The sequence below is a fragment of the Wolbachia endosymbiont (group B) of Germaria angustata genome, assembly GCF_964026725.1.
GTDB lineage: Bacteria > Pseudomonadota > Alphaproteobacteria > Rickettsiales > Anaplasmataceae > Wolbachia > Wolbachia pipientis_C.
The window spans coordinates 698,464-722,310 of record NZ_OZ034691.1 but is presented as its reverse complement, the minus strand read 5'-3'; the positions used below and the strand labels follow the sequence as shown (position 1 = coordinate 722,310).

Genomic DNA, 23,847 nt, shown 5'->3' with positions numbered 1-23,847 from the left:
TAAAAACCGTTAATAATTATACAGTATTATTAGTAATTTTTCAATAAAAAAGTGGTTGTATGAAAAAGCATCCATCTATTCCATTAAATCCCTAGAATCGTTTGCAGCAAGGCCATTTGATCAACACCATTTATCTTTCTAATCATATTTTCAGCATCGATTTCTATCAATTCATTGCCACCTATAGTAAGTTTGTAGTAATGGGCAGCTACAGTGCATTTTAGAGTGGCTTTTTCAGCAGGTTTCCAGCTACCAAAGTCAAATTCTTTAAAAATGCCTCTTAAGTTGATTGTTACTCCTTCAACATCATTACTACCACCCCCTTGCATTCCATCACGGAGCGTCAAAGCTACCGAATTTCCATTTATCAACCCAAAAAGCCGAAAGAGCTCTGTATCGTATTCAGAAAAAGTGAAATCTGCTTCAAGTTTCTCCATCCCCATATCTATATTTACTGGAATATCCATACCACCAGCTCTATATTTCTCAGTTTTAATGGTGAGCTTCGGCAAGGTTATCTCATCTATTTTTCCTGCATAACCACGACCATCTACGAATACATTAAAATTCTTTAAAATCTTCGGTAACATCTCTTTCTCCCATTTTTATAATATTGTACCACTCACAAGATGTGACCTGAAAGTAATCTGTTCTGCTGGATATGGCGGTGTAAACTCAAAATCAAAATATACTTTTCCACTTGCAATATTTGTTGGTGTATTGAGTTCTGGGGTTGCATAACATTTTCCGTTGATAATTGCTCCTTGCGCTTTTAAATTAGCCAAATAAGAATTCACCCCCTCAATCACATCATCTATATAAGTTTTGGTAATATTGCGATCAACTGCCCATAGATGAGCTCGAAGTAAACTATCATTGATTAAATCTGCAGTACGCCTCACTGACAGAAAGGCCCATTTCGAATCATTTAAACATGTTCTATTTCCCCAAAGCCTGTAGCCATTTTGATGAATTATTGTTGTTACTTCATTTTCATTCAAGTGATTTGCTCTACAATTTGTATTACCAAGCGTAAAATCAATAGGCCTGCTTGTGCCAATAATACCATTTATCTCTTTATTTGAAGGTGAGTGCCAGAATCCTTGTTCGCTATCTACTTTCGCTATTAAACCAGCTACAAATGGGCTTGCTGGCAAAATTTCTTCTTTTCCTTCAATAAACACCTTAACCCATGGATCAACTACGTAAACTCTTGAGCTGCCTACACTTTTTCTCCACTTGATTGCTTCTTCATCATTAGTATTTGGTCCATCTGCAACTATTATAGCTCTTAATTTTTCTGCTATAGGAATTAATGCTGAAACCACTGAATTTTTGCCATCTTCTGGTAGTTGGTGAGTAAATTGAGGTGCAATTAATATTCTTGGGGCAACATGAACTATACTTTCACTGCTGAGGAATGCCTCTATCCCTTGATACTCTCCAGTCTCTTTATCAACACCGCCAATTATATTCTTCAGCGTCTCCTCTTCTTTTAATTTTGGATCGCTGTTTTCACTTTCTTTAACTCGAATAACTACTACTGTTGCACCAATCTGGGAAAATATTCCATTTACTGCAGAAGGTAAACTGCCACTCTTTCCAAGTTTTGCTACTTCTTTTAAGCTTCCTTCTATCAGTACTGGTTTATTCAGTGGAAATTTTTGCTCATTGGCTTCAGGTGCAGTACCAATTACACCTATCACTTATGAATATTGAAAATTACGAAAGGGTTTTTATCAATTTCTGCAGCAATAAGATAAATTACAGCAGCAATATGTTTACAAGGCATAGCCCAATCAGGACAATTGCAACTTGCGTTCATTTCTTCCCAATTCGAAGGAAATAATTTAATACCTGAGTCGTTAAGTTTATCAAACAAAAGTGTTGGTAATTGTTTATTTATTAATTTAGGTAATATAGAGGGAGAATTTTCAATAATACAACGGATAGCTGATGAATTTAATTTGTTTAGTACTATTTTAACTTTATATGGATGAGGTCTTGAACCACTAACTTTGGCTGTAATTGTATTACCATTGATTTGAATACCAAAAGCTCGACCAGTATTAGCATAAGTTCTACCACGTGAAAGGCGGTTATCGTAATCAACTTCACTGAAAGCCTGAACAGACGAAATCTATAAAACCAAAAAGAAACTCTTTCTCTTTACTTTATGTTTTTTGGATATAGTTTTACGAAGAAGCGCTTCTGCAGCTATAACCGAAACAATCAATGGTGCTATAAATGCCCGTTTGAAAGCATGGTTTTGGGGGAAACGGTAAAGCCATTGATGGAGTTCTTTCTGGACTACCTCGTTTAGAAGATTGTATAACCTAACCGTCCCAAGCTGAAGTGCTTCTTATCATAATAGTATAGGAGGAATTTTATATGGCAGAAGCAAAAAGTAAATTAAAAATAATAAACCCTGACGCATCAGGGATTGATATTGGCTCGACTGTACATTATGTATGTGCACCTGAAGGAAGAGATGAACAACGTATCCAAAAATTTGGGTGCTTTACAGTAGATCTACACAACTTAGCAAAGTGGTTAAAAAAGTGTCAGGTTAGAACTGTGGCCATGGAGTCAACTGGAGTATATTGGATTCCCTTATTTCAAATATTAGAATCATATAAATTTGAGGTAAAACTAGTAAATGCGCGACATGTCAAAAATGTGCCTGGTAGAAAGTCTGATGTTCAGGATTGTCAATGGCTGCAACAATTGCACAGCTATGGACTGCTTCAAGGATCATTTAGACCGGATAATCAAATGTGTGTATTGCGTAGTTACGTTAGACAACGTGCTAATCTAATTGAAAATGCAGCTAAACATACTCAACGTATGCAAAAAGCGCTAATTCAAATGAATATTCAATTGCATAAGGTTATTAGTGATATCAACGGTTTAACAGGCATGAAAATTATTAAAGCAATAATTGAAGGAGAGAAAGACCCCCAAAAACTAGCTGAATTTAGAAATTCAAACATGAAGAATGACAAGCCTACTATAGCAAAAGCATTAACAGGAGACTATAGAGAAGAACACTTGTTTGCACTAAAACAAGAATATGCAGCATATACTTTTTTTCAAGAGCAAATAACGGAATGTGATAAAAGTATAGAGAGTTACTATAAAACATTTGAGGCAAAGTCAAATGAGAACAGGATGTTGAATAAAATACGAAAGTGGAAGCAGAAGAATGGTCCAGATTTTGCTGCGGATGAGGATTTAAATCGAATAACCGGGATAGATTTTACTAAAGTCCCGGGATTTGATGTATTAAGTGTACAAACTATCATTTCGGAAACAGGTATAAATCATAATAAATGGCCAACAGAAAAACATTTTTCTTCCTGGCTTGGATTAAGCCCTGCTAATAAAATTACAGGAGGAAAAATTGTTGGAACAGGAACTCGTAAAGTTATTAACCGCGCTGCGAATGCATTTCGAATGGCTGCCCATTGTGTGTTGAGAAGCAAAAGTGCAATAGGTGCATATAGTAGAAGGCTGAAAAAAAGGCTAGGAGCACCAAAAGCAATAACTGCGACAGCAAGGAAATTAGCATGTATCTTTTATCAAATGTTGAAATATGGACAAGAATATGTAGAGAAAGGAATGAACTATTATGAAACACTTTACAAAGAGAGAGTAGTCAAAAATTTGCTTAAAAAAGCAAAGGAATTTGGTTATATACTAATGAAAGAGGAGCCGATAGATGAAAAAGGTTCTTAGGAGTTTGTTAGAAGAATGAAGCCATTTCTTACCCCACCATGTTCTTCCGTAAATAGACATTATATATATTTTAGCCTAAATAAACCCAAGTAATCTAACATAAATCACTACAAAATGCCAAAAAAACAACAGAAAAGGCAATATGAAAACCTTTTTTCTACAGTCTCTTCATTTTTTGTGATTAAAAATTATTTAAACTTTTTTTGAGAAAATCCCGGAAAAAGTAGTAAGAAATCCGGTATATATTAGTATAGGGGCATTAAGTGTAGATGTGCTTCAAACACAAAAGTCGGCAAACGAACAGAGTAGAAAAGATTGAAGAAAGCAAAAGAAATTTAGGCTTTTGGTAAGTTACATAATTGAGAATTTGTATTTTTTTAGATGAGACAAAAACTGTACTTTAAAGCTAGATGTGACTTCAGGGTAAAATACCAACCAAAGAACGCTTCTTTAAAACTTGATCACAAGCCTTGTCACAAATTTTACTTTTTCCATTATAACATCTTTTACTTCTCTTCAACACAGTTAACGAACTACTTTTATCAGCACAGTAAAAGGGTTAATACGGTAGCCATAATCTTTACGTGATGATCCAGGCCAACCAACTGTTTGAATCACATCATTACGTTCGATGTTTAATCCTAACTTTTTAGCTAAAGTGGTTTTTATTGTTCTTTGGATTGTGTTTATTGGTTTTCTAATGTAATGTTCTGGGTCTGCTTCTGGATCAAGATTTAGGCGCTTTTCTATTTCAGTTATGCTAAGCAACATGTGTTTTTCAGGGGGTAATTCTTTTTTACAATCATTCAAAAATTGTTCAAATAATATGCGAAAAACTTTCATACATGTTACAGCTTTCTTATTTAGAATCTCTATATTGTTTACGTAAAGTGAGCCCTCTATCAATTGCAACTTTAGTAATTCCTTCTCTTTAGGAGGTTCAATTAGATTAAGTGAAGTATGCAAAATTTGCATTGAAGTATTTGGTATTAACTCTGGTACTCCTCTTTGTACTGCTTCTTGAAATACTTCAATTAAAGTCTGATGCTGAAAGAAAAGGTCAACCATTTTTACTATGGGCAAATCAAGAGGTATGTTTGATGGATTTTTTCTCAGTATTATTAATACAGTTGGATTAGCTTTAAGCTTATCTATCGTTAAGAATGTTGGATTGGTGCAAAAATCAAGTATGATTAAACTTACAATCTTACCTTGTCCACCAACATGATAAACTCCACTTTCCACTTTTTGCCACATAAAATTTGTATCACTTAGCTGACCTTCAAACCAATTCATAAATTTCTCTGGGTTAAAATATACAGATAAGCGGTGAAATCTTTGCTTCTTGTAGGTATTAGGTAAAATATCACGGTTACAATTTTCACAAATTATATTATCGCATGCTTCGTTAAAGTCCTCATCAATGAAAATCTCATTGTTACAGTATGGATCAACTATATTTGGCCAATCTAATTTATCTTGTCTACGAGAGCAGATAATGTAAGACCTCTCTTGCATCTTAATTAATTCAAGATCTGACAAATACCTTGCTGCTTTGATGTAATTTTGATTTGGATTAACCCAAGAGCTGCCAGAATTAAGAAGATCAGAGATTTGCTCTTGGCAAGATTGTAAGACCATAAAATTGTTTTATGTATGCTTTAAAATCCTCTCTTTCCCTTTTATTCAGAGGATGTTCAGAGTAGTAAATTGCTATATACTCATCACTTCTCTTGAAAAATAAGCCTATCTTTTTGCCTTGAAATATTACTTTAATCGACTCTATAAGTGGCACTATGTTTCCTACAAATGGCTTTAAAACATGCAATTCCGGTGCAATAGGATCATATGGAGCGACAGTCAAAGTGATATTAGTATAGCTGTAATTGAAACGATTTGACTGAAACTTTAACTCAAAAACACGAATATTTGAATCAGATTCATTAATACAAGTTTCTATAAATTTATGCACCTGTTCCGCGAAATTTTTATCCTGCACATCTACAAAAATACATTCGCAGCCAAAGTAACAACTTGCAATGCTATTTGCTATTTCTATAGCTTGATCAATATTTCTAGCACCAAGATCTACCTGAGTGCCATTTAGTAGAAAATCCAAAATCATCCACTCTGCCTTATGGCCATGAATAACTTTGTTTGAATTTAACAACAAATCTATATCGCTAGCTTTTCGTATTAACACATATAAACGATTCTGATGATAGAAGAAACCTTGTAGTTGATTCTCGAAACTGTCATTTCTCTTAATGTTATCTTCTTTCAGTATTTGTTGTATGATTTCCTCTGAGATAAAGTCCTTAAATGGAGTACTTGGTCGTCTTGGTATTTTTTGTAAGGCAAAAGACATGAAACTCTTTCTTTGTATTTTTTCAAAGTGATAGACAGACTTTAAAAGATTGTAATCTGCATGAAACAGTAGAAACAGCAAAGACTTCTTATCATATTTATTATTATTTTTTACAAGGTAGGATTTCATGAGTTCTGTAGTTAATGCAGATCTTGCAATTTCACTGACAGTAACTTCTAGTTTTGCACGGTCAAAACAGGTAATCAAGTAGTAAGTAACGAGAGAATCGGAATAATTAGCAATCACTTTACGTTTGTATTGTACAAATGTATTATCGTAACTTTCATCATCAAAGAGTTGAGCGTTTAATTTATCTTTAAAGGAGTTTTGAAAAATAATATTTAATTGCTTACCAGAAAGTGAATCTATCCAAGACTGACGTATTTTTGTATTGTGAAAACGATCAAGCAAATGGTTAACAGGGACTTCTAAATCATCTTCCCAAAATTTACGATTTGGATAAATGTTCATAAGAAACTAACCACACCATAATAACATAATAGACTATTTAAATAGTTAAGATAGAAATCTGAAAGTCTTGACCAATAATTATGCAAGGGCTGTTTACTGATTTTTAACCAAGTTTTTTCTAAAAAGTTTGCTTAAGAAGAAGATTTTTTGGACAAAAATTTTTCAAATCCTGAATATATATTATATAGCACTCTAGCAAAACAAATTCTGAATATAAATGTCAACCCTAACACTGGACCTTGGCAAACAAACAGGCTGGGCAATTCTAACCAATGGAGTAATTGAAAGTGGAAGCAAAAGTTTTCATGGTAGCCGTTTTAGCGGAGGTGGCATGTGCTTCTTGAATTTTCGTAATTGGCTCAATTCTTTGAAAGACATTTCTGCAGTGTATTTTGAGGAAGTGAGAAGACATCTAGGAACTGATGCAGCGCATTGCTATGGCGGTTTTCTCGCAGTTCTGTCTGCTTGGTGTGAAGAGAACAATATTCCCTACCAAGGTGTTAATGTTAAAACTATAAAACGCTTTATAGCAGGCAAAGGCAATGCAAGTAAGAGTGAAGTTATTGAAGCGATACGTGAAAAAGGTTTTTCACCTAGAGATGATAATCAAGCAGATGCTTTGGCATTAATGTTCTACGTTATGAATCTTAGTAAAGATTTTAACACATTAAAAATACCATAGAAAGTGGGTCCTTTCGGCCATACTGGCGGGTTTGGTGGTGCTGACCCCAAGCCTTCTTTAGCGTCAGACATATTTTAAATATTAACTTTTTAATTATTAAGAATTTAAATTATATGAATTTAGCAATCCACTACTATCCTACTCGAAATCTGGTCGAATATGAGCGTAATCCGCGTAAAAATGACGATGTAGTCAACAGAATGTGTGCTTCAATCAGGGAATTCGGCTTTCGTATACCAATAGTTGCAAAAAGCGATGGAACTGTGGTTGATGGTCATTTAAGACTTAAAGCAGCAAGAAAACTTGGTATGGAAAGTATTCCAGTGGTCTTAAGTGATAATCTAAATGAACCACAAACCAAAGCTTTTCGATTACTGGCAAATCAATCAGCTAATTGGGCAAAGTGGGATGATGATCTTTTAAAGGTAGAAATTCAAGAGCTAGAAGATTTGCAGTTTGACCTTAAAATGACAGGATTTGAATTGGAAAAAGTTCAACGGTTTCTCGATGATTTTGATGGTGAAAAAGAAGATCTTTCTGACTTAGTTGTTGATGACAAAAAGGTAGAAATAACAAAACTAGGTGATCTATGGATTTTAGGTGATCATAGAATCTATTGTGGTGATAGCTCTGTAATTGAATCATATAAAGCACTGTTAGATGATAAAATGGCAGACATTACTATTTGTGATCCTCCATATAACGTTGACTATGGTAGTAGCCAAGAGAGAGAAGATAAAAAAATATTAAACGATAATCAAGGTGAAAAGTATGAGCTTTTTCTCTATGACATCTGTTCCAATATTTTAGCATATACGAAGGGAGCAATTTACATCTGCATATCATCATCAGAGTTTTCAACGTTGCAAAAAGTATTTGAGGAGGCAGGAGGAAAATGGTCAACATTTATCATTTGGGCAAAAAATCACTTTACGCTAGGAAGATCAGATTATCAAAGACAATACGAAGCAATGCTCTATGGATGGAAAAGCGGCAATAAACGTGAGTGGCTTGGAGGAAGAAATCAAAGTGATCTATGGTTTTATGATAAGCCAACGCACAATACACTACATCCAACGATGAAGCCAGTAGAGCTAATGGAGAGAGCAATAGTAAACAGCAGCAGATCAGGAGACATAGTACTTGATCCATTTAGCGGTTCTGGAAGTACACTGATTGCATGTGAGAGAACAGGAAGAATTTGCAGAACAATAGAGCTAGATTCAAAGTTTGTAGATGTAACCATAAAACGTTGGCAAATATACACAGGTAGGGAGGCAATTCTTTCTGGTACTGGTAAAACTTTTGCAGAAATTCAAGAAGAAAAACAGTAAGAAAAAAGTGGAAGAGATAATGCAAACAGAAATTTAGTAAGCCTGAGTAGGTGTAATATTAATTTACTGGTATATACCGTATTTTAATGAGTTTAGTGTAGTAAATAACTTTGGATTAAATGTGATGCACTCAATGAATCAAGCAAAGACGTTAGCTGGAGTAGTAACGTCGCAAACAAGTAATGAAACATCGTTTTCTGAAGAAGTAGAAAATAATGTTTCAGATTCTACACTATCTGTTAAGAAGAGAATTGAATTGTTTGAAAAAGGTACGAAGCAAACACCTATTATTAAGGAGAAACATATGAAGCAAACTTGTGGTAGTCACGATCTGAAGCAGTGCAACACTGAATACAAGGCAGCTTTTTCGAATGTGATTAGAAATGGTAGTGATAGCAGTATTACACTAGAAATGGACGAGGCAGGTGCTGATCAATTTGATGCACTTTCATCATTAGATGAGGGTGAAGACATAGAGGACGAATTTAATGCAGTTTGTGAGGCAAATGGAATAGGATATAACGGTGGATATTATCCTGATCAGTTTAATGTGGCATTCAGCACATCTTCCAACTGCCAAACATATGACAAAATAGATGTGCATGAAGAGGATAGAAAATCAGGGGATAAGCCAAAGTCATCAGATGAGGGTGAAGACATAGAGGACGAATTTAATGCAGTTTGTGAGGCAAATGGAATAGGATATAACGGTGGATATTATCCTGATCAGTTTAATGTGGCATTCAGCACATCTTCCAACTGCCAAACATATGACAAAATAGATGTGCATGAAGAGGATAGAAAATCAGGGGATAAGCCAAAGTCATCAGATGAGGGTGAAGACATAGAGGACGAATTTAATGCAGTTTGTGAGGCAAATGGAATAGGATATAACGGTGGGTATTCTCTTGATCAGTTTGAGGCGGCATCCAACACATCTTCCAACCCCAAAATAGACAACACAAAAGAAATGCAAAAAGAGGAAGAGGATAAAGAATTAGGAGATAAACCAAAGCCGTTACCTAGAAATGGAATGTTGGAGAAGGGCAATATTAGAAATGTAGCTCCACCTTCGCCTAGAACAGCAGAAAATCATCGGTTGAGTATTATTCAGGATATTGCACCACCAAAGCCACCACATTCTTCTTTCCAATTAAATGGAAAAAAATGTGATGAGCAAGAAGCTATAGGAGAACCTATGTATGAAACTATAGACCAAAGTAAAAGATTCTCGAAAAGAGGTTTAGATGGTGAAATAAATGATCAAAGTCCAGAGATAGAAAAGTCAAATTCTGAAGAAACATCAATTAAGAAAGGATCAGAAGATATAATTGGTGAACCTGTAGATCTGAATACAAAATTTTTAAAAAAGAGTTTGGAAGGAAGTGATAGTGGAATAGACAATAGAAGTGCAGAGATGACAAGATCAAATTCTCAAGTAACAGAAATGAGTGAGTTTTGTGGCAGTCAAGGATGGGAGAATATGTCATTAAATCATGATAGTCCAGTTACACTTTCAACTAGCTCATCAGAAAAAAGTGATAATGAAGAAACCCCGTTAATTAAAAAAGAAAAGAAAACAAATAGAATTTTGCCAAGAGTAAAATATGCAGTGCAGCAGAAGGAATTTGTAATTTTCGGTATAGCTGCTGTTGCACTTAGCGCTTCTGCAGCTTTGGTATATCTACAGGATAAAGGACAATTTATTGCATTTTTTGTAAACAGCCCTCTCTATATTACTATGCCAATGATAGCAATTACTTCATTGCTTGCAATTAGCACAATATTTTGTGGAATAAAGCAATTTAGAGATACTGAAGAGTGTCAAATAGGAGGAAAGAATGCGAATGAAACTTTGAATCAGGTGCTAAAGTATCAACCAAAAGATAAAGTAATAAAATCAGTCAAACTGGAATACAGCAATGGTACTCATTCACATTTTACACTTAACGCTTGGAAGGGTAAGAACAACTTCATTAATATTGACGACAAAGTCATTAGTAGAAGAAATAAAGTAGAATCAGTAATCAAAAATAGGCCATTATTTACAGCATTATTAAGCAGTTTGGTTGCTGCAAATATAGTATTGCCTTTATTACTGTATGTAGAAGGTGGTATTAATAGTGTACAGAAGTTTTACCAGAACGCTTTGATTAATAACGTAGGGTTATCACTACTTATAGGCTCGAGTATACTTGCACTATCAGTGATATTCCTTGGAGTACATTACTACAGAAAAACAAATTGCACAAATCTTGTATATTGTGAGGAAAGAATTGAACCAGAAAAAGTTAATGGAAAGTTCATTGAGGAAACAAAGGAAGCAAGGACAAAAGTGCTTGAAGAAAACCATAGTAAAGATGCTAAATGCAGCAGTTTAACGCTAGAGCAAGTAGTGGTTGAATCTCATAACTACAAAGATGTAATTTATAGTATTAGTTGAAAATAGCCAAATTTCACTATGTAAAAAGAAAGCACCGGAGTATTTTGCTTTGTGTTAGTAAAATATCTCTAAAATATTGGCAAGTATAAACAGGTAGGGAATTGCTGATACTGGCAAAACCTTATACCTCTCAAATGGTACCGTCGGGTAGTTCTTTTTCATCCATATATCAAACACATGATGCATGAATATATTAGAGATGATTGGGCTAATTGAACCTCCTTGCGGAACTCCTTTATCCCTAACTACCTTACTGCCATCTGCTTGCTGAATGGGGGCTTTCATCCACCTCTCAACATACAGTATGACCCATTTGCAGTCTGTGTGCTTTTTGATAGCTTGCAATGCCAAGCCGTGGTCCAAATTGTCGAAAAATCCAGATATATCAAGATCTATCGTCCAATCGTACCTCCAGCATCTTTTACGAGCTGTATCTACCGCATCCAGTGCAGACTTATTTGGTCTATAACCATATGAATCCTCATGAAATTTTGGTTCTACCAGCGGCTCTAGATACATAGCAGCAGCCGTTTGCCCTATCCTGTCGAATACTGAAGGAACACATAAAATTCTTTGCCCTCCTGTATCTTTTGGTATCACAACAGCTTTTACCGGCTCTGGAAAATAACTTCCGGATGACATCCTATTCCATAGTTTGTACAGATTATCTTTTAGATTTTCTTCAACCTTTGTTATCGAAACCTCATCCACACCAGCAGCACCTTTATTTTTCGATACTTGTTTATAAGCTCTCCAAATAAGTTGCTTTGATATATCAAAAGACTTTGTTTTACTCATTAACTCCTCCCTTTCGGTTGATAAATCATTAAAACTAAATAACTCAGCCCCTTCTCTCGATTTCCATTACAGAAACTTCTTCACTACTACGAGCTGATCCGCCCCTGTTTTTCGCATCGGTACTCTCATCCTTAGAGTTTAGCTCCTTGGATTTCTCCCTTATCATCGAAACGACAGGTTCCCGTAGTTCCACACAATAGCCTGAAATGGATTCATGCCACCTTTATGCCGGACGCCATCTATCCAGTAAACAAGCTCCCGATAGATTTATCCCAGGTTACAAACGACCCCCTGGTTTTGACGTCATTTAAAAGGTTTCGACACTTCATCAGTGGTTCACTTTCGTTCATCTCTCTATTCCTTACATGACATATAATTATGCCTTTTCCATAACGCTCACTACCTTACCAAAGCAGCTTATGGTTGTTTGAAGCCTGCTCTTGTAAACCGGCTCCGAGGGACCTACCCTCATCTACTGTGCAGCTTTTGCACTTAGTTTGCTCTTACTTGAACATTCTTTGTATCTCTACGGCACACCATCTGCTCCTAGCTCCAGTAATAACTTTACTATCTCCAATTTTTTGTTGTTAACTGCATAGTGCATCGGTGTCTGATTTCGTGCATCAAAAACCTCGATTTCAGCTTTTCCTTCTCTTATCAAAATCTTTACAACTTCTGCATGTCCTATTCCTGCTGCTAGATGTAATGGCGTATGATGCAAAGCATTTCGTACATTAACGTCAATACCTTTTCCTATCAAATATCTAACTGCATTAACTTCACCTATCATTGCAGCTAAATGAAGTAAGCTATCTTGTTCTGACCCGTACTTGTTATTAATTAGCGCTTGTAATATTTCTGCTTTTTTCCCTTCTTTAGCATAGTCAAGAGATGTTTTACCATCATTATCTTCTACGAAAGGATTGATATTCTTTTTTGTGAGTAACAAATCTACCATGCTTAATTCATCAAATTCTATAGCGCAATGTAGTGGGGTTTTCCCGTTTAATCCTCTAACATTTACATCTAATCCAGGTTGATTAATGAGACACTTTATTAACTCCAAACTTAAGTTATCAGTCATTTTATATTCAAAATCTTTTTTATATTTGAAATTTAGTATTAGATAATTCTTGTAATGAGTTTGTAATCTCTTCAGTTAGCGCCATATGAATCTTTTCAGTTTCACTCAGTGATGCAAGCAATGCTGAGACTCTATTTGGAGTATTAAGCAGATTATTACGTACAACTCTTGCTACATTAAATGCATCGCGCTTTACCTCCTCTACTGCTACAAGTTCTCCTATCTCAGCCTTAGCTTTCGCCTCAAGCAGTTTACCTCGTTCCATTTCATTTTTTATTCTAGTTTTTAGCAACATCGTGGAAAGGTTACTTGTATTTTCGTTTTCTGGATTTTTCCTCCTCAGTGGCTGACTTGGATCTCTTATTGCCGCTACTGCTTCATTTGCTTGTTCTCTATTGATCAAACCATCCTCCAACTTAACTATTCCTTTTTTTACTAAATAACAGACGTATTGCTTTGATACTCCTATCTCTCTTGCCCATTCTGTTTGCGTGATTTTCACTTTTTTTTTGCCTATTTTTTACGAGTTTTCTTCTTGAGTCTCTGAAGTGGATGATGCGATAGTACACTGCAGAACAGAGAAACAGGCAGAGTTTGTGAAAGTAATGATCGAAGAAAGATTGGCTGAGTATAAGTTGAAATTACATCCTGAAAAGACACAGATAGTGTACTGTAAGGATGACAATAGGAGTGGTGGATTTCCTAAACAAAGTTTTGATTTTCTGGGTTACACATTCAGACCCAGGTTAGCAAGAAATAAAATAGGGAAATATTTTGTCTCATTTCTCCCAGCAATTAGCAACAAGGCCAAGAAAAAGATTACTACAACCATAAGGTCATGGAAAATGCTACGAAATACGCATATAACATTAGAGGAGATGTCAGGAAAAGTAAATCCAATAGTCAGAGGCTGGTATCAGTACTATGGCAAATTTTACAGAACTGAAGTATACAAATCTCTAAAGAATATAGAGCGGCATCTAGAAAAGTGGGTGAAAAGGAAATATAAGAGACTCAGGAGTCACGGAAGACTAGCAAGACAATTTCTAGGAAAGGTGAGAAAGAGGTCTCCGGATATTTTCTATCACTGGACACTAGGGTTAGGCCAAAAGGCTGAATAATGGAAGCTGTATAAATCAAGAGGTTTACGTACAGTTTTGCGAGAGACTGGTGGGGAAGTTCCACTGGTCTACTCTCCTTAACGCTTTTGAGGATGGAATGATACCTTTGATGTGCATTATTTCAGCTTTTGTTACTAGTAATAACGAGGAACATCAATATTTAGAGTTTATGGCTAAGCGGCTTGTAGAACATAAAAAAATCGATTTAAATATTAAAAGCAAGCAAGCTGTTATTAAGAGAAAACCAAAGGAACATGATGGTTATCCAGTATACATATTTCAAGGTAGAGAAGTAGTAGATATGGGTGAGAGGGGTTGTGTGTACCTTGATAATCAGCAATCTTCTAACAAACTCCTAAGAACCTTTTTCATCTATCGGCTCCTCTTTCATTAGTATATAACCAAATTCCTTTGCTTTTTTAAGCAAATTTTTGACTACTCTCTCTTTGTAAAGTGTTTCATAATAGTTTATTCCTTTCTCTACATATTCTTGTCCATATTTCAACATTTGATAAAAGATACATGCTAATTTCCTTGCTGTCGCAGTTATTGCTTTTGGTGCTCCTAGCCTTTTTTTCAGCCTTCTACTATATGCACCTATTGCACTTTTGCTTCTCAACACACAATGGGCAGCCATTCGAAATGCATTCGCAGCGCGGTTAATAACTTTACGAGTTCCTGTTCCAACAATTTTTCCTCCTGTAATTTTATTAGCAGGGCTTAATCCAAGCCAGGAAGAAAAATGTTTTTCTGTTGGCCATTTATTATGATTTATACCTGTTTCCGAAATGATAGTTTGTACACTTAATACATCAAATCCCGGGACTTTAGTAAAATCTATCCCGGTTATTCGATTTAAATCCTCATCCGCAGCAAAATCTGGACCATTCTTCTGCTTCCACTTTCGTATTTTATTCAACATCCTGTTCTCATTTGACTTTGCCTCAAATGTTTTATAGTAACTCTCTATACTTTTATCACATTCCGTTATTTGCTCTTGAAAAAAAGTATATGCTGCATATTCTTGTTTTAGTGCAAACAAGTGTTCTTCTCTATAGTCTCCTGTTAATGCTTTTGCTATAGTAGGCTTGTCATTCTTCATGTTTGAATTTCTAAATTCAGCTAGTTTTTGGGGGTCTTTCTCTCCTTCAATTATTGCTTTAATAATTTTCATGCCTGTTAAACCGTTGATATCACTAATAACCTTATGCAATTGAATATTCATTTGAATTAGCGCTTTTTGCATACGTTGAGTATGTTTAGCTGCATTTTCAATTAGATTAGCACGTTGTCTAACGTAACTACGCAATACACACATTTGATTATCCGGTCTAAATGATCCTTGAAGCAGTCCATAGCTGTGCAATTGTTGCAGCCATTGACAATCCTGAACATCAGACTTTCTACCAGGCACATTTTTGACATGTCGCGCATTTACTAGTTTTACCTCAAATTTATATGATTCTAATATTTGAAATAAGGGAATCCAATATACTCCAGTTGACTCCATGGCCACAGTTCTAACCTGACACTTTTTTAACCACTTTGCTAAGTTGTGTAGATCTACTGTAAAGCACCCAAATTTTTGGATACGTTGTTCATCTCTTCCTTCAGGTGCACATACATAATGTACAGTCGAGCCAATATCAATCCCTGATGCGTCAGGGTTTATTATTTTTAATTTACTTTTTGCTTCTGCCATATAAAATTCCTCCTATACTATTATGATAAGAAGCACTTCAGCTTGGGACGGTTAGGTTATACAATCTTCTAAACGAGGTAGTCCAGAAAGAACTCCATCAATGGCTTTACCGTTTCCCCCAAAACCATGCTTTCAAACGGGCATTTATAGCACCATTGATTGTTTCGGTTATAGCTGCAGAAGCGCTTCTTCGTAAAACTATATCCAAAAAACATAAAGTAAAGAGAAAGAGTTTCTTTAAAACATAAAGTAAAGAGAAAGAGTTTCTTTTTGGTTTTATAGATTTCGTCTGTTCAGGCTTTTATTAAAGTTTTGTAAAGCTTTTAAGAAGAGAAAGTGTTCCGGCTATAAGTTTTGGTCCTTTAACTATTACAATAAGGGTAACCAATAACGCACAGAATGAAACTAACACTCCTAACGTAGATAAAAATCCATCTTTACCCATAATGCCGAGTGAAATAAGAGTTATACCAATTGCAGGAAGGAAGTGAGTAAAAGGTAATGGAAGAGCTATTATTATTGCACAAAGCAACATCATAAATGCTAGAATCTTTTCACCCGGACCAAGAAAAATAAAAGACATTCTTGGTTTCATGAACTTTTCTATTTTTTTTAATATAGGTGAAGTTTTCTCTACCACGAGAGCTAGTGTTGACCGTTGAAAAGATTTCCTTTCTAGCCAATTAGGCATCCAAGGAGAATCAAACCCAAATAGAAGCTGCAGTGAAAATAAGATTAAAGGTATAGAAAGAATGGTTGTATAGCCAGGTGGAACAGGTATAGGTACTGATAGCGGTAAAGAGAAGATGATTATTAAAATACCAAAACCGCGCTCATTTAAAGCTGTTTTGATGTCGAACAATGTTACTTTATCACTATCGTTGTTATTGGTATCTGCAACCTCTTTTAGAATATCAGAAGCCAATTTTTTATCTTTGCTCAGTTTCGCACTTTTTTGCATAATTGCCCTTTAATAACACTCTAACTAACGTAATTATTAATATATTTCAGTTATACCTCTTCAATTCTTTAGCCTTGTTTAAACAAATGACACGCACTTTAGTGCGTGTCACGAAACATAAGGAAGCTAACGATCTGGTTCATTAGATGATAGTTTCTCTGAATCCTTAAGTTCTTGTTTAAGGTTTTTAATGCCCTTGCCTAAATCACCCATAACTTGTGGTAACCTACCTGCACCAAACAGAACTAAGATTATTATTAAGACTAGAAACAGCTGCCATGGACCTAAACTCATTTGTACCTCCGTTGAAAATATTAACTTTTAGGTATTAAAACTTGACTGAAGCCAAGGGATACATAAATTATATCACTTTTATTGAATTATAAATCAAGAGTTTTTAATTATCTTATAATAGTTTTAGTCTAACATTAAGTTTAGTTTAGCTGTAGAGTAAAAGGAAGCTCACTAAAAAATTTTGCTAACGTATCATCTTTAGGTCTGTGGTATATGTAGCTAGGAACTCCTGATTGAATAATTTTACCATTTTTCATCACGTAAATAAAATCTGCAACTTTCAACGCTTCTTGCGGGTCATGAGTTACCATGAGTACAGGAATATTTTTGCTTCTAAAAAGTGACAATATATGGTGCCTTATTCGATATTTGAGCAGTATATCTAAATTAGAAAATGGTTCATCGAGCAAAACAACATCAGGATTTTGCGCCATTACTCTTGCTATTGCAACTAATTGTTGCTGTCCTCCTGATAAAGCATGAGGGTACATGTTTTCATATTTTTCTATATTAAATAGCTTTAAGATTTCCAATGCAGTAAGGTATTTTTCTTTCTTAGAAGTACTGCAAATAGTAAAAGTTATATTTTCTATTACTGTTTTATGAGGAAATAATGCAGAATGCTGAAAAATCAATCCGATATTTCTACGCTCTATAGCAATTGACACTTTGTTACTTGCAACTAATTTATCATTTATAACAATGGTTCCAGATTTTGGATTTTCTATTCCTGCGATTAATTTTAGAATTGTTGACTTGCCACAGCCAGAATGACCTAGTAAACAGGCAACACTTCCTTTCTTCACTTGAATGTTGATGTTGCTTAAAGCAAAGCCATCTTGATTGCTATAAAAGTAATTAATATTGTTAACTAGCATTAATCTTTCAATTGGAATCGTATTATTAAATATAACAGTATTACATTCAAGAAATACAGAAATATTTTTTATTATTGTGAATTAATTGTACAGGGTGCCTAGAAAAATGCGAGACTTTTTGCTATAATTTTGCATAAATAGCAGAAGACATGGGACTATAGCTCAGTAGGATAGAGCGTTGGATTCCTAATCCGAAGGCCGTGCGTTCGAATCGCACTAGTCCCACTTAATTTTGATAAAGTGGTTTAACAATCAAGAAATTATAATTGGTTTGAAAAGTGATTCTAGGAGCTAGATTGCATGGTTTCTCAAACTTGAATTTACAGGTTCAACCTTATTTTCTCTCATTTCGCTGTAACTTGGAAGTGTAAAATTTTTTACATGTAATCCAGTTACCATTACAACTAAAATAGCTAGGACACTGCAAACTAATGCACCAGCTAAAGATGGAACCGTCACAGCAGCAGCAACAAACAATCCTGCAATAACAACTCCAACAACATCACTCCTTAATGAGGTGTAAAAACTCTCCTTACTTTTTTTGTATTTAGTTTCTTTTTCATGTGGTGGAGAAAATTGAGCCTCTACAAAGCCGTTAGCTTTCTTATCATTATTTGGTGTGACAGTTGGGCCAGTCCTTGTTGATACAGGTGCTTCATTTTTGTTATTATTACCATTAGTACTAACTGGAGGCGCTGTTGCCGTAGGTTTATTACTAATATTTTTGTTAAGTTCTGTTCTATTTTCTTCTACGCTTGGCGTAGTAACAACCTGGTCAGTCCCTGTTACTACAGGTATTTCATCCTTGTTTACTGCTGATGCGCGTGTTTCTTGATCGTTCTGTATTAGCACTGTTGCTGCTACAGAATTATTTTCTGCAATAGCAGTGCAGAATGCATCATCCTTTAACTGTTGATATAATCTGTACAATTCACTTTCAGGATCTAGTTTTGATTGCTCTGCATTAACACTTTGCAGTAACGTGCTCAGAATCTCAGCATTGTCATCATCAGTGTAAGAGACAACAAAGCATAATATAGATTTTTCTCCTTCAATTTTGCTAACGTAATACCTTCCTTCTTGACCGATTGCATTGATGATGGTCATTCCATTTTGTAAGAGAAATTTTATAACGTTCAAATTTTGATCTTTAATTGCATATTCTAGTACAGCATTTTTTTACATTTGCTCTGAAGATTAATTCTCTCCCTTCTTAACCTTTTTTGCAAATCTTCAAAACTAGTAACTGTGCTATCCTGTTTTGTAACCCTATCTATATCAAGACACAGATTCCTAATGTCATCATTATTTAGCGTGAGACCAGTGTTTGTATTACTGACATTGGACTCCGCTCCATCAGGTGTGTTTTTCTTCTCTTTTTTGTTTATTGCTGATCTAAGCAGTGCAATTATTACACAGCTTGAGAGATATTTATTGTGATCAGAATTGCTGAAATCGACTTTAAATTCAGAATCTATTTTAAGTTCTTTTCTAAGTGATAATTTCCCTTCTTCAATTATTTTTAGAAGATTTCTTATACCATCTTCTGGTATACCTGTCATATACTTTAAAAGTAACTTAACTTTTGGTAGGTCGCCATCTACAGAGGCATTACTCAAAGCTTGAACTTTCTCTTTTCCAGTAAATCTTTTGTTATTCAAGAGTATCTTCATAACTTCAGTGCTCTCATTGTGAGGAGCTGTGTTAAGAACCTCTAGTATTTTCGTATGATCTATGTAATCTAAAAATATCTCAAACTCTTGAACTTTACCTTCATTAACGGCGGTCAACAAAGCATTCGATTTTCTTTCTTGATCAAATTTACCGCTATCCAAAAATATCTTTATAACGTTAGGTTTTCCACCTGACACAGCGTAATCTAATACAGTTTTAGAAGTAGTATCTCCAATATCAATTTTAATATTTGACTTTGCGAGCAATTCAACAATTTTTAGAAATGTATCATAATCATTTAAAATACTGCTTTTCCCTGAGCGGAGAATATCCATAAACAAATCACAAATCTTTGCATCTGTTGGCCCACTTTGTTTTAGCTTCTCACCAAATTCCTGAGCAGCTATATTAGGATTATCAGTTACAAATTTCTTTACATCTTCATAAGTTAAATTACCGATCATATTCAAATCTTACTATTATTGCTATATGCTTATTATATCAACTTTTTCATTATTCAGTCAAGTAATCTTGCAGTCTCAAATGGCATGATATATATTGATTTATGATTCTCGAGTAAATGATGGAAGATTTAGCTTATAAGTTAGTGAAAGTAACCGAAGCTGCAGCACTTGCTGCATATAAATTGGCAGGCCTTGGTAATGAAAAAAAGGCCGATCAGGTTGCAGTTGATGCAATGCGTACGGTGCTAAACTCAATAGAAATAAATGGTACAATTGTGATTGGGGAAGGGGAGAGGGACGAAGCACCGATGCTATATATCGGAGAAAAAGTTGGCACAGGAAGTGGCCCTGACATTGACATCGCTGTTGATCCACTTGAGGGCACTACGATTTGTGCTCATTATAAACAAGGGGCAATGTCTGTTCTTGCTGCAACAAAAAAAGGTAATTTTTTACATGCACCTGATGTTTATATGGAAAAGATAGCAGTGGGAAAAAATCTCCCAGAGGGTGTAGTCTCACTAAAAAATAGGATTGAGAAGAATCTGGACAATTTAGCCAAGGCAAAAGGATGTAAAGCAAGTGATCTTATAGTAACTGTACTTAAACGTGAAAGACATGATGAATTAATAGCAAAAATTAGGAAGCTAGGAGCAAAAGTGAAATTAATAGATGACGGTGATGTTGCAGCCATAGTTTCGCTAATAAATGGCAATCACGATATGTATATTGGAACAGGTGGAGCTCCAGAAGGAGTGCTTGCAGCAGCAGCGCTAAGCTCAATCGGTGGGCAGATAGAAGGAAGATTAATATTTGACACGGATCAATTAAAAGAAAGAGCAAAAAATTTGAATATCACTGACCCAGAAAAAATCTACACCGTGAAAGACATGACAAGAAGTGAATCAGTGTTCATTGCAACTGGAGTAACAAATGGAGAGTTTGTGGATGGAGTAAAGTTTGACCAAGATATTTGTCTGACTCATTCATTAATAATATTGCCTGGTAAAGTAATAAAAATACAAACAAAATCAATATCTTAAACATTTGTCATATGCTGATTATAAAATTTTTATAGAAGGAAGATACTTATAATTGTCTTAAAAAATGAATTTACATATTAATTTTAGCTTTACAACATTTGGCATTAAGTTATAGTTAAATAGTAATACTAAGAGATGCTTAATGTTTAGTTCACTAACTAATTTTTTTACTAATACGTCTAAAAAGAAAAGTTCTCAATCTGAAGAAAATAATCATTCTTTCTCTAACAGCACAGAAAGTTTATTAGTCCAATCTACTAAAAAAAATCCTCAACTTGATGATCAAAGTAGAACTGACGCGCCTCCTCAAATAAATCTTCAATTTAGTGAGGATGATGTAAAAAACGTGCTCCAAGACTTCGAAAAATTGGATTATAATGATAGTAAGTATTTTAACAAAATAGCAGAAGATTATGAAAGGAGGAAAAAAAAGTGACCTTTTTAACTACGTAATATTGAATAAGCGAAAATACATAACAGATATATTAGATCAGAGGCTTGACCACAAAGATCAAGAAAATTTTAGGAAGAAATTTAGTGAATATCTTCTTAAAATAAATGAGAAAATGAATTATGGGAAAGAATTTCAAAATAAACTTCAATTTTTTGAAGATAGGGTAGAAGAAGTATTATCAGATTTTAGAAAATTGAATTTTGGCCTTAAGGATAATTTGTGTAAAGATGATAAGGATAACGTAAATTATAATAAAGGCTGGCCTGCAGATCCATTTGACAAAATAGCGAATTATTATCGATGAAATAAGAACATTTTCCTTTTTAATTATGTGGTATTAAGTAAGCAAAAAGAAATAATAAGTATATTGAATGAAAAGTCTATTCCTGAAGACAAGCGAAAGAATTTTAAAAAGAGGTTGGGTAGATATCTTCTTCGAGTCGAAGAAGGGATGAGTAACGGACAGGAATTTCTCAAAACTGATAGTGCAGTTGCCTTTTTTGATGGATGTTATGTGCCATGCGCATATACAAAACGTTCTCTTAATCATTATGATCATCTTAGTATTAATATTTCTAAGCCTGGGTGTAGCTTAGAAATCAGCCATCTTTTCACTGACAAAATTGAAAGGATGAAAAGAAATAAAAATGAGGTAAAAAGAGCAAAAATATACAGCGATGGTAAACTAATTGTAACGATTGAAAAGAATGATAAGCAACAAAGAAATTACTGTTTTGAAGAAAATGCAATATGCAACATCAAAGTTAGGTGGAGTGCAGAAGATGAGAAAGGTAATTCTGTTAACTGCTTTATTAGTTTAAATGTAAATTCTGGTGAATTTGAGATTGAGAAGGCAACTATTAATGATGAAGATGTTGAGCTAGACGAAATTTTGAAATTAGCTAAGCAAAATAAGGATATTCTTATAGAAGGTGAAGCTTTGTACGAATTTTTAGAAAGAGATCTGGAGCAAGATGCACAATCACAGAAAAAGGAATGTATTATAACGCTTAATCCATCTAGTCATTTATTAAATTCACTAAAACCAGGGGAATTACAAGCAGGATGTATAGGAGGAGCATATGATCATTATCTTCCTAGGACTAGGCTTGAAGGGCTATCTGCAGAAGAAAAATCAAACCCAGAGTATAGATCTTATGATCGTTTTCGTTAATTACACATTAAACCTAAAGTGCATTATATCACCATCTTGCACTATATAGTCTCTGCCTTCGAAGCGAATTTTGCCTGCATCTTTACATGCTGATTCGCTTCTATATTTTATATAATCTGCAAAGCTTATAGTTTCCGCTTTTATAAAGCCTTTCTCAAAATCAGTGTGAATTACACCTGCTGCTTTGTCAGCTGTTGATCCTATCTTTACTGGCCATGCCCGTGCTTCTTTGGGGCCTACAGTAAAAAAAGTTATCATACTTAGCACTTCATACATAATGCGCGCTACTCCATCAAGTCCTGATTCTTGCAAGCCAAATTCTGATAAAAAACTCTGTTTTTCTTCTTCACTATCAAGATTTGCAATATCGGCTTCGAGTTTTGCTGAAATGCAATAAAATTTGCTCTTATTTTCCTTCGCCATTCTCTCTACCTTTTTAGATAATTCATTGCCAGTTATAACATTTGTATCTTCAACATTACATACGTACATAACAGGCTTTGTTGTTAGCAGTTGAAGCGATTTCATTTCAGTTTCGTCCACGTTTCTCAAACTTCTTGCAGGTTTACCGAGTTTTAAAGTAGCCAAAACTTCCTGAATCAACACAAGCTGTTTCTTTAGTTCTTTATCACCTTGCTTTGCTTTTTTTTCAAGTTGTGGTAGCCTTTTTTCTATACTGTCAATATCAGCTAGAATTAACTCCATTTCCACTACTTCAGCATCTGATATTGGATCTACAGTGCTGTGTACGTGACTGATATCGTCATCCGTAAAGCACCTGAGCAGATGAACAATGGCATCAACTTCTCTGATATGACTCAAAAATTTATTTCCTAGTCCTTCACCTTTGCTTGCACCCTTAACCAAGCCTGCAATATCGACAACTTCTAGTTGATTGTAGATTATCTTTTCTGAGTGGGCAATTGCGGCAATTTGTTTCAAACGCTGATCTCGTATTGGCACTTTGCCAACATTTGGCTCAATTGTACAGAAAGGATAGTTTGCAGCTTCGGCTGCACTTGACTCTGTAAGTGCATTAAATAAAGTTGATTTTCCTATGTTTGGCAGTCCAACTATGCCACAGTTAAAGCTCATATTTGCTATGTAAAATTATAACTATTGCATAATTTAAAAATTTCTGCTATACTTAATTAGTTACAATTT

Annotated in this window: 25 protein-coding genes, 1 tRNA gene and 1 pseudogene; 11 read left to right on the top strand and 16 right to left on the bottom strand. The window is 34.8% G+C overall.

What is annotated here, in order from left to right; genetic code table 11:
• Nucleotides 1-83: 83 nt before the first annotated feature.
• Genes AAGD63_RS03590 through AAGD63_RS03580 form a run of 3 tightly spaced genes read right to left on the bottom strand, consistent with a single transcriptional unit; the run spans nucleotide 84 to nucleotide 1,882 of the window.
• Complete coding sequence (locus AAGD63_RS03590; protein ID WP_341813041.1) at nucleotides 84-590, bottom strand: phage major tail tube protein; 507 nt, start codon at nucleotides 588-590, stop codon at nucleotides 84-86.
• A 15-nt stretch (nucleotides 591-605) separates the two neighbouring features.
• Nucleotides 606-1,706: a phage tail sheath subtilisin-like domain-containing protein gene (locus AAGD63_RS03585; RefSeq protein ID WP_341813040.1), complete on the bottom strand. Its 1,101-nt coding sequence runs from the start codon at nucleotides 1,704-1,706 to the stop codon at nucleotides 606-608.
• Nucleotides 1,703-1,882, bottom strand: a complete 180-nt coding sequence (locus tag AAGD63_RS03580) for an SWIM zinc finger family protein (RefSeq protein ID WP_341813039.1) — start codon at nucleotides 1,880-1,882, stop codon at nucleotides 1,703-1,705. The genes AAGD63_RS03585 and AAGD63_RS03580 overlap by 4 nt, the downstream gene beginning before the upstream one ends.
• Before the next feature lie 509 nt (nucleotides 1,883-2,391).
• On the opposite strand from AAGD63_RS03580, the gene AAGD63_RS03575 reads away from it, so the two are divergent.
• Nucleotides 2,392-3,738: an IS110 family transposase gene (locus tag AAGD63_RS03575; protein ID WP_341813038.1), complete on the top strand. Its 1,347-nt coding sequence runs from the start codon at nucleotides 2,392-2,394 to the stop codon at nucleotides 3,736-3,738.
• A gap of 525 nt (nucleotides 3,739-4,263) precedes the next feature.
• On the opposite strand, the gene AAGD63_RS03570 is transcribed toward AAGD63_RS03575, so the two are convergent.
• Both AAGD63_RS03570 and AAGD63_RS03565 read right to left on the bottom strand, forming a co-directional pair.
• The gene (locus tag AAGD63_RS03570) at nucleotides 4,264-5,379 is read right to left on the bottom strand and encodes a hypothetical protein (protein ID WP_341813037.1); all 1,116 of its coding nucleotides are present in this window, start codon (nucleotides 5,377-5,379) and stop codon (nucleotides 4,264-4,266) included.
• On the bottom strand, nucleotides 5,345-6,577 hold the full coding sequence (locus AAGD63_RS03565) for a hypothetical protein (RefSeq protein WP_341813036.1): 1,233 nt from the start codon (nucleotides 6,575-6,577) through the stop codon (nucleotides 5,345-5,347). The genes AAGD63_RS03570 and AAGD63_RS03565 overlap by 35 nt, the downstream gene beginning before the upstream one ends.
• A 217-nt stretch (nucleotides 6,578-6,794) precedes the next feature.
• Between AAGD63_RS03565 and AAGD63_RS03560 the strand changes: the two genes are divergently transcribed.
• From AAGD63_RS03560 to AAGD63_RS03550, 3 genes are all read left to right on the top strand, one after another.
• Nucleotides 6,795-7,259, top strand: a complete 465-nt coding sequence (locus tag AAGD63_RS03560) for a Holliday junction resolvase (RefSeq protein ID WP_341813035.1) — start codon at nucleotides 6,795-6,797, stop codon at nucleotides 7,257-7,259.
• Between the two features lie 113 nt (nucleotides 7,260-7,372).
• Nucleotides 7,373-8,593: a DNA modification methylase gene (locus AAGD63_RS03555; RefSeq protein WP_341813034.1), complete on the top strand. Its 1,221-nt coding sequence runs from the start codon at nucleotides 7,373-7,375 to the stop codon at nucleotides 8,591-8,593.
• A gap of 133 nt (nucleotides 8,594-8,726) precedes the next feature.
• Nucleotides 8,727-11,036 carry a hypothetical protein gene (locus AAGD63_RS03550; protein WP_341813033.1) on the top strand — a complete coding sequence of 770 codons (2,310 nt, stop codon included), beginning with the start codon at nucleotides 8,727-8,729 and terminating at the stop codon, nucleotides 11,034-11,036.
• Nucleotides 11,037-11,090: 54 nt separating this feature from the next.
• Here the strand turns inward: AAGD63_RS03550 and AAGD63_RS03545 are convergent, their stop codons facing one another.
• The 4 genes and pseudogenes from AAGD63_RS03545 to AAGD63_RS03530 all read right to left on the bottom strand — a co-directional run bounded on the left by AAGD63_RS03545 (nucleotide 11,091) and on the right by AAGD63_RS03530 (nucleotide 13,420).
• Nucleotides 11,091-11,834 (bottom strand): reverse transcriptase domain-containing protein, encoded by a 744-nt coding sequence (locus AAGD63_RS03545; RefSeq protein WP_341813032.1) that lies wholly within the window; start codon nucleotides 11,832-11,834, stop codon nucleotides 11,091-11,093.
• A gap of 43 nt (nucleotides 11,835-11,877) precedes the next feature.
• Nucleotides 11,878-12,027 carry a hypothetical protein gene (locus AAGD63_RS03540; RefSeq protein WP_265024380.1) on the bottom strand — a complete coding sequence of 50 codons (150 nt, stop codon included), beginning with the start codon at nucleotides 12,025-12,027 and terminating at the stop codon, nucleotides 11,878-11,880.
• 345 nt (nucleotides 12,028-12,372) lie between these two features.
• A pseudogene (locus tag AAGD63_RS03535) lies at nucleotides 12,373-12,918 on the bottom strand (ankyrin repeat domain-containing protein); the annotation flags it as partial.
• 19 nt (nucleotides 12,919-12,937) lie between these two features.
• Nucleotides 12,938-13,420 (bottom strand): hypothetical protein, encoded by a 483-nt coding sequence (locus AAGD63_RS03530; RefSeq protein WP_341813031.1) that lies wholly within the window; start codon nucleotides 13,418-13,420, stop codon nucleotides 12,938-12,940.
• Between the two features lie 46 nt (nucleotides 13,421-13,466).
• Between AAGD63_RS03530 and AAGD63_RS03525 the strand changes: the two genes are divergently transcribed.
• Together AAGD63_RS03525 and AAGD63_RS03520 are read left to right on the top strand one after the other, a co-directional pair.
• Entirely contained in the window at nucleotides 13,467-14,039 is a 573-nt protein-coding gene (locus AAGD63_RS03525) for a group II intron maturase-specific domain-containing protein (RefSeq protein WP_341813030.1), read from the top strand.
• A gap of 49 nt (nucleotides 14,040-14,088) precedes the next feature.
• Nucleotides 14,089-14,433 carry a hypothetical protein gene (locus AAGD63_RS03520; protein ID WP_341813029.1) on the top strand — a complete coding sequence of 115 codons (345 nt, stop codon included), beginning with the start codon at nucleotides 14,089-14,091 and terminating at the stop codon, nucleotides 14,431-14,433.
• Here the strand turns inward: AAGD63_RS03520 and AAGD63_RS03515 are convergent.
• The 4 genes from AAGD63_RS03515 to AAGD63_RS03500 all read right to left on the bottom strand — a co-directional run bounded on the left by AAGD63_RS03515 (nucleotide 14,395) and on the right by AAGD63_RS03500 (nucleotide 17,874).
• On the bottom strand, nucleotides 14,395-15,741 hold the full coding sequence (locus AAGD63_RS03515; protein WP_341813028.1) for an IS110 family transposase: 1,347 nt from the start codon (nucleotides 15,739-15,741) through the stop codon (nucleotides 14,395-14,397). The genes AAGD63_RS03520 and AAGD63_RS03515 overlap by 39 nt on opposite strands.
• A 304-nt stretch (nucleotides 15,742-16,045) precedes the next feature.
• The gene (locus AAGD63_RS03510) at nucleotides 16,046-16,702 is read right to left on the bottom strand and encodes an exopolysaccharide biosynthesis protein (protein WP_341813027.1); all 657 of its coding nucleotides are present in this window, start codon (nucleotides 16,700-16,702) and stop codon (nucleotides 16,046-16,048) included.
• A gap of 126 nt (nucleotides 16,703-16,828) precedes the next feature.
• Nucleotides 16,829-16,996, bottom strand: a complete 168-nt coding sequence (locus tag AAGD63_RS03505; protein WP_006013840.1) for a twin-arginine translocase TatA/TatE family subunit — start codon at nucleotides 16,994-16,996, stop codon at nucleotides 16,829-16,831.
• 140 nt (nucleotides 16,997-17,136) lie between these two features.
• Entirely contained in the window at nucleotides 17,137-17,874 is a 738-nt protein-coding gene (locus tag AAGD63_RS03500; protein ID WP_341813026.1) for an ABC transporter ATP-binding protein, read from the bottom strand.
• Nucleotides 17,875-18,025: 151 nt separating this feature from the next.
• Here AAGD63_RS03500 and AAGD63_RS03495 point away from each other — a divergent pair.
• Nucleotides 18,026-18,099: transfer RNA gene (locus AAGD63_RS03495), tRNA-Arg, on the top strand.
• Nucleotides 18,100-18,165: 66 nt separating this feature from the next.
• On the opposite strand, the gene AAGD63_RS03490 is transcribed toward AAGD63_RS03495, so the two are convergent.
• The gene (locus AAGD63_RS03490; protein ID WP_341813025.1) at nucleotides 18,166-19,014 is read right to left on the bottom strand and encodes a hypothetical protein; all 849 of its coding nucleotides are present in this window, start codon (nucleotides 19,012-19,014) and stop codon (nucleotides 18,166-18,168) included.
• Between the two features lie 23 nt (nucleotides 19,015-19,037).
• On the bottom strand, nucleotides 19,038-20,012 hold the full coding sequence (locus AAGD63_RS03485; RefSeq protein WP_341813024.1) for a hypothetical protein: 975 nt from the start codon (nucleotides 20,010-20,012) through the stop codon (nucleotides 19,038-19,040).
• A 119-nt stretch (nucleotides 20,013-20,131) separates the two neighbouring features.
• Between AAGD63_RS03485 and glpX the strand changes: the two genes are divergently transcribed.
• The 4 genes from glpX to AAGD63_RS03465 all read left to right on the top strand — a co-directional run bounded on the left by glpX (nucleotide 20,132) and on the right by AAGD63_RS03465 (nucleotide 22,683).
• Complete coding sequence (glpX, locus tag AAGD63_RS03480) at nucleotides 20,132-21,055, top strand: class II fructose-bisphosphatase (RefSeq protein ID WP_341813795.1); 924 nt, start codon at nucleotides 20,132-20,134, stop codon at nucleotides 21,053-21,055.
• Nucleotides 21,056-21,197: 142 nt separating this feature from the next.
• The gene (locus tag AAGD63_RS03475; protein ID WP_341813023.1) at nucleotides 21,198-21,491 is read left to right on the top strand and encodes a hypothetical protein; all 294 of its coding nucleotides are present in this window, start codon (nucleotides 21,198-21,200) and stop codon (nucleotides 21,489-21,491) included.
• Nucleotides 21,469-21,813, top strand: a complete 345-nt coding sequence (locus AAGD63_RS03470; RefSeq protein WP_341813022.1) for a hypothetical protein — start codon at nucleotides 21,469-21,471, stop codon at nucleotides 21,811-21,813. The genes AAGD63_RS03475 and AAGD63_RS03470 overlap by 23 nt, the downstream gene beginning before the upstream one ends.
• Nucleotides 21,814-21,840: 27 nt before the next feature.
• On the top strand, nucleotides 21,841-22,683 hold the full coding sequence (locus tag AAGD63_RS03465; protein ID WP_341813021.1) for a hypothetical protein: 843 nt from the start codon (nucleotides 21,841-21,843) through the stop codon (nucleotides 22,681-22,683).
• On the opposite strand, the gene ychF is transcribed toward AAGD63_RS03465, so the two are convergent.
• Nucleotides 22,684-23,778, bottom strand: coding sequence for a redox-regulated ATPase YchF (gene ychF / locus AAGD63_RS03460; RefSeq protein ID WP_341813020.1), 1,095 nt, complete (start codon nucleotides 23,776-23,778; stop codon nucleotides 22,684-22,686).
• Between the last annotated feature and the right edge of the window lie 69 nt (nucleotides 23,779-23,847).

What these genes read in the sequence shown, in the direction of transcription:
- AAGD63_RS03590 (WP_341813041.1), bottom strand. Translation starts at nt 590, where the DNA reads ATGTTACCGAAGATTTTAAAGAATTTTAATGTATTCGTAGATGGTCGT.
- AAGD63_RS03575 (WP_341813038.1), top strand. Translation starts at nt 2,392, where the DNA reads ATGGCAGAAGCAAAAAGTAAATTAAAAATAATAAACCCTGACGCATCA.
- AAGD63_RS03570 (WP_341813037.1), bottom strand. Translation starts at nt 5,379, where the DNA reads ATGGTCTTACAATCTTGCCAAGAGCAAATCTCTGATCTTCTTAATTCT.
- AAGD63_RS03565 (WP_341813036.1), bottom strand. Translation starts at nt 6,577, where the DNA reads ATGAACATTTATCCAAATCGTAAATTTTGGGAAGATGATTTAGAAGTC.
- AAGD63_RS03560 (WP_341813035.1), top strand. Translation starts at nt 6,795, where the DNA reads ATGTCAACCCTAACACTGGACCTTGGCAAACAAACAGGCTGGGCAATT.
- AAGD63_RS03555 (WP_341813034.1), top strand. Translation starts at nt 7,373, where the DNA reads ATGAATTTAGCAATCCACTACTATCCTACTCGAAATCTGGTCGAATAT.
- AAGD63_RS03550 (WP_341813033.1), top strand. Translation starts at nt 8,727, where the DNA reads ATGAATCAAGCAAAGACGTTAGCTGGAGTAGTAACGTCGCAAACAAGT.
- AAGD63_RS03545 (WP_341813032.1), bottom strand. Translation starts at nt 11,834, where the DNA reads ATGAGTAAAACAAAGTCTTTTGATATATCAAAGCAACTTATTTGGAGA.
- AAGD63_RS03515 (WP_341813028.1), bottom strand. Translation starts at nt 15,741, where the DNA reads ATGGCAGAAGCAAAAAGTAAATTAAAAATAATAAACCCTGACGCATCA.
- AAGD63_RS03510 (WP_341813027.1), bottom strand. Translation starts at nt 16,702, where the DNA reads ATGCAAAAAAGTGCGAAACTGAGCAAAGATAAAAAATTGGCTTCTGAT.
- AAGD63_RS03505 (WP_006013840.1), bottom strand. Translation starts at nt 16,996, where the DNA reads ATGAGTTTAGGTCCATGGCAGCTGTTTCTAGTCTTAATAATAATCTTA.
- AAGD63_RS03500 (WP_341813026.1), bottom strand. Translation starts at nt 17,874, where the DNA reads ATGCTAGTTAACAATATTAATTACTTTTATAGCAATCAAGATGGCTTT.
- AAGD63_RS03485 (WP_341813024.1), bottom strand. Translation starts at nt 20,012, where the DNA reads ATGATCGGTAATTTAACTTATGAAGATGTAAAGAAATTTGTAACTGAT.
- glpX (WP_341813795.1), top strand. Translation starts at nt 20,132, where the DNA reads ATGGAAGATTTAGCTTATAAGTTAGTGAAAGTAACCGAAGCTGCAGCA.
- AAGD63_RS03475 (WP_341813023.1), top strand. Translation starts at nt 21,198, where the DNA reads ATGTTTAGTTCACTAACTAATTTTTTTACTAATACGTCTAAAAAGAAA.
- AAGD63_RS03470 (WP_341813022.1), top strand. Translation starts at nt 21,469, where the DNA reads ATGAAAGGAGGAAAAAAAAGTGACCTTTTTAACTACGTAATATTGAAT.
- ychF (WP_341813020.1), bottom strand. Translation starts at nt 23,778, where the DNA reads ATGAGCTTTAACTGTGGCATAGTTGGACTGCCAAACATAGGAAAATCA.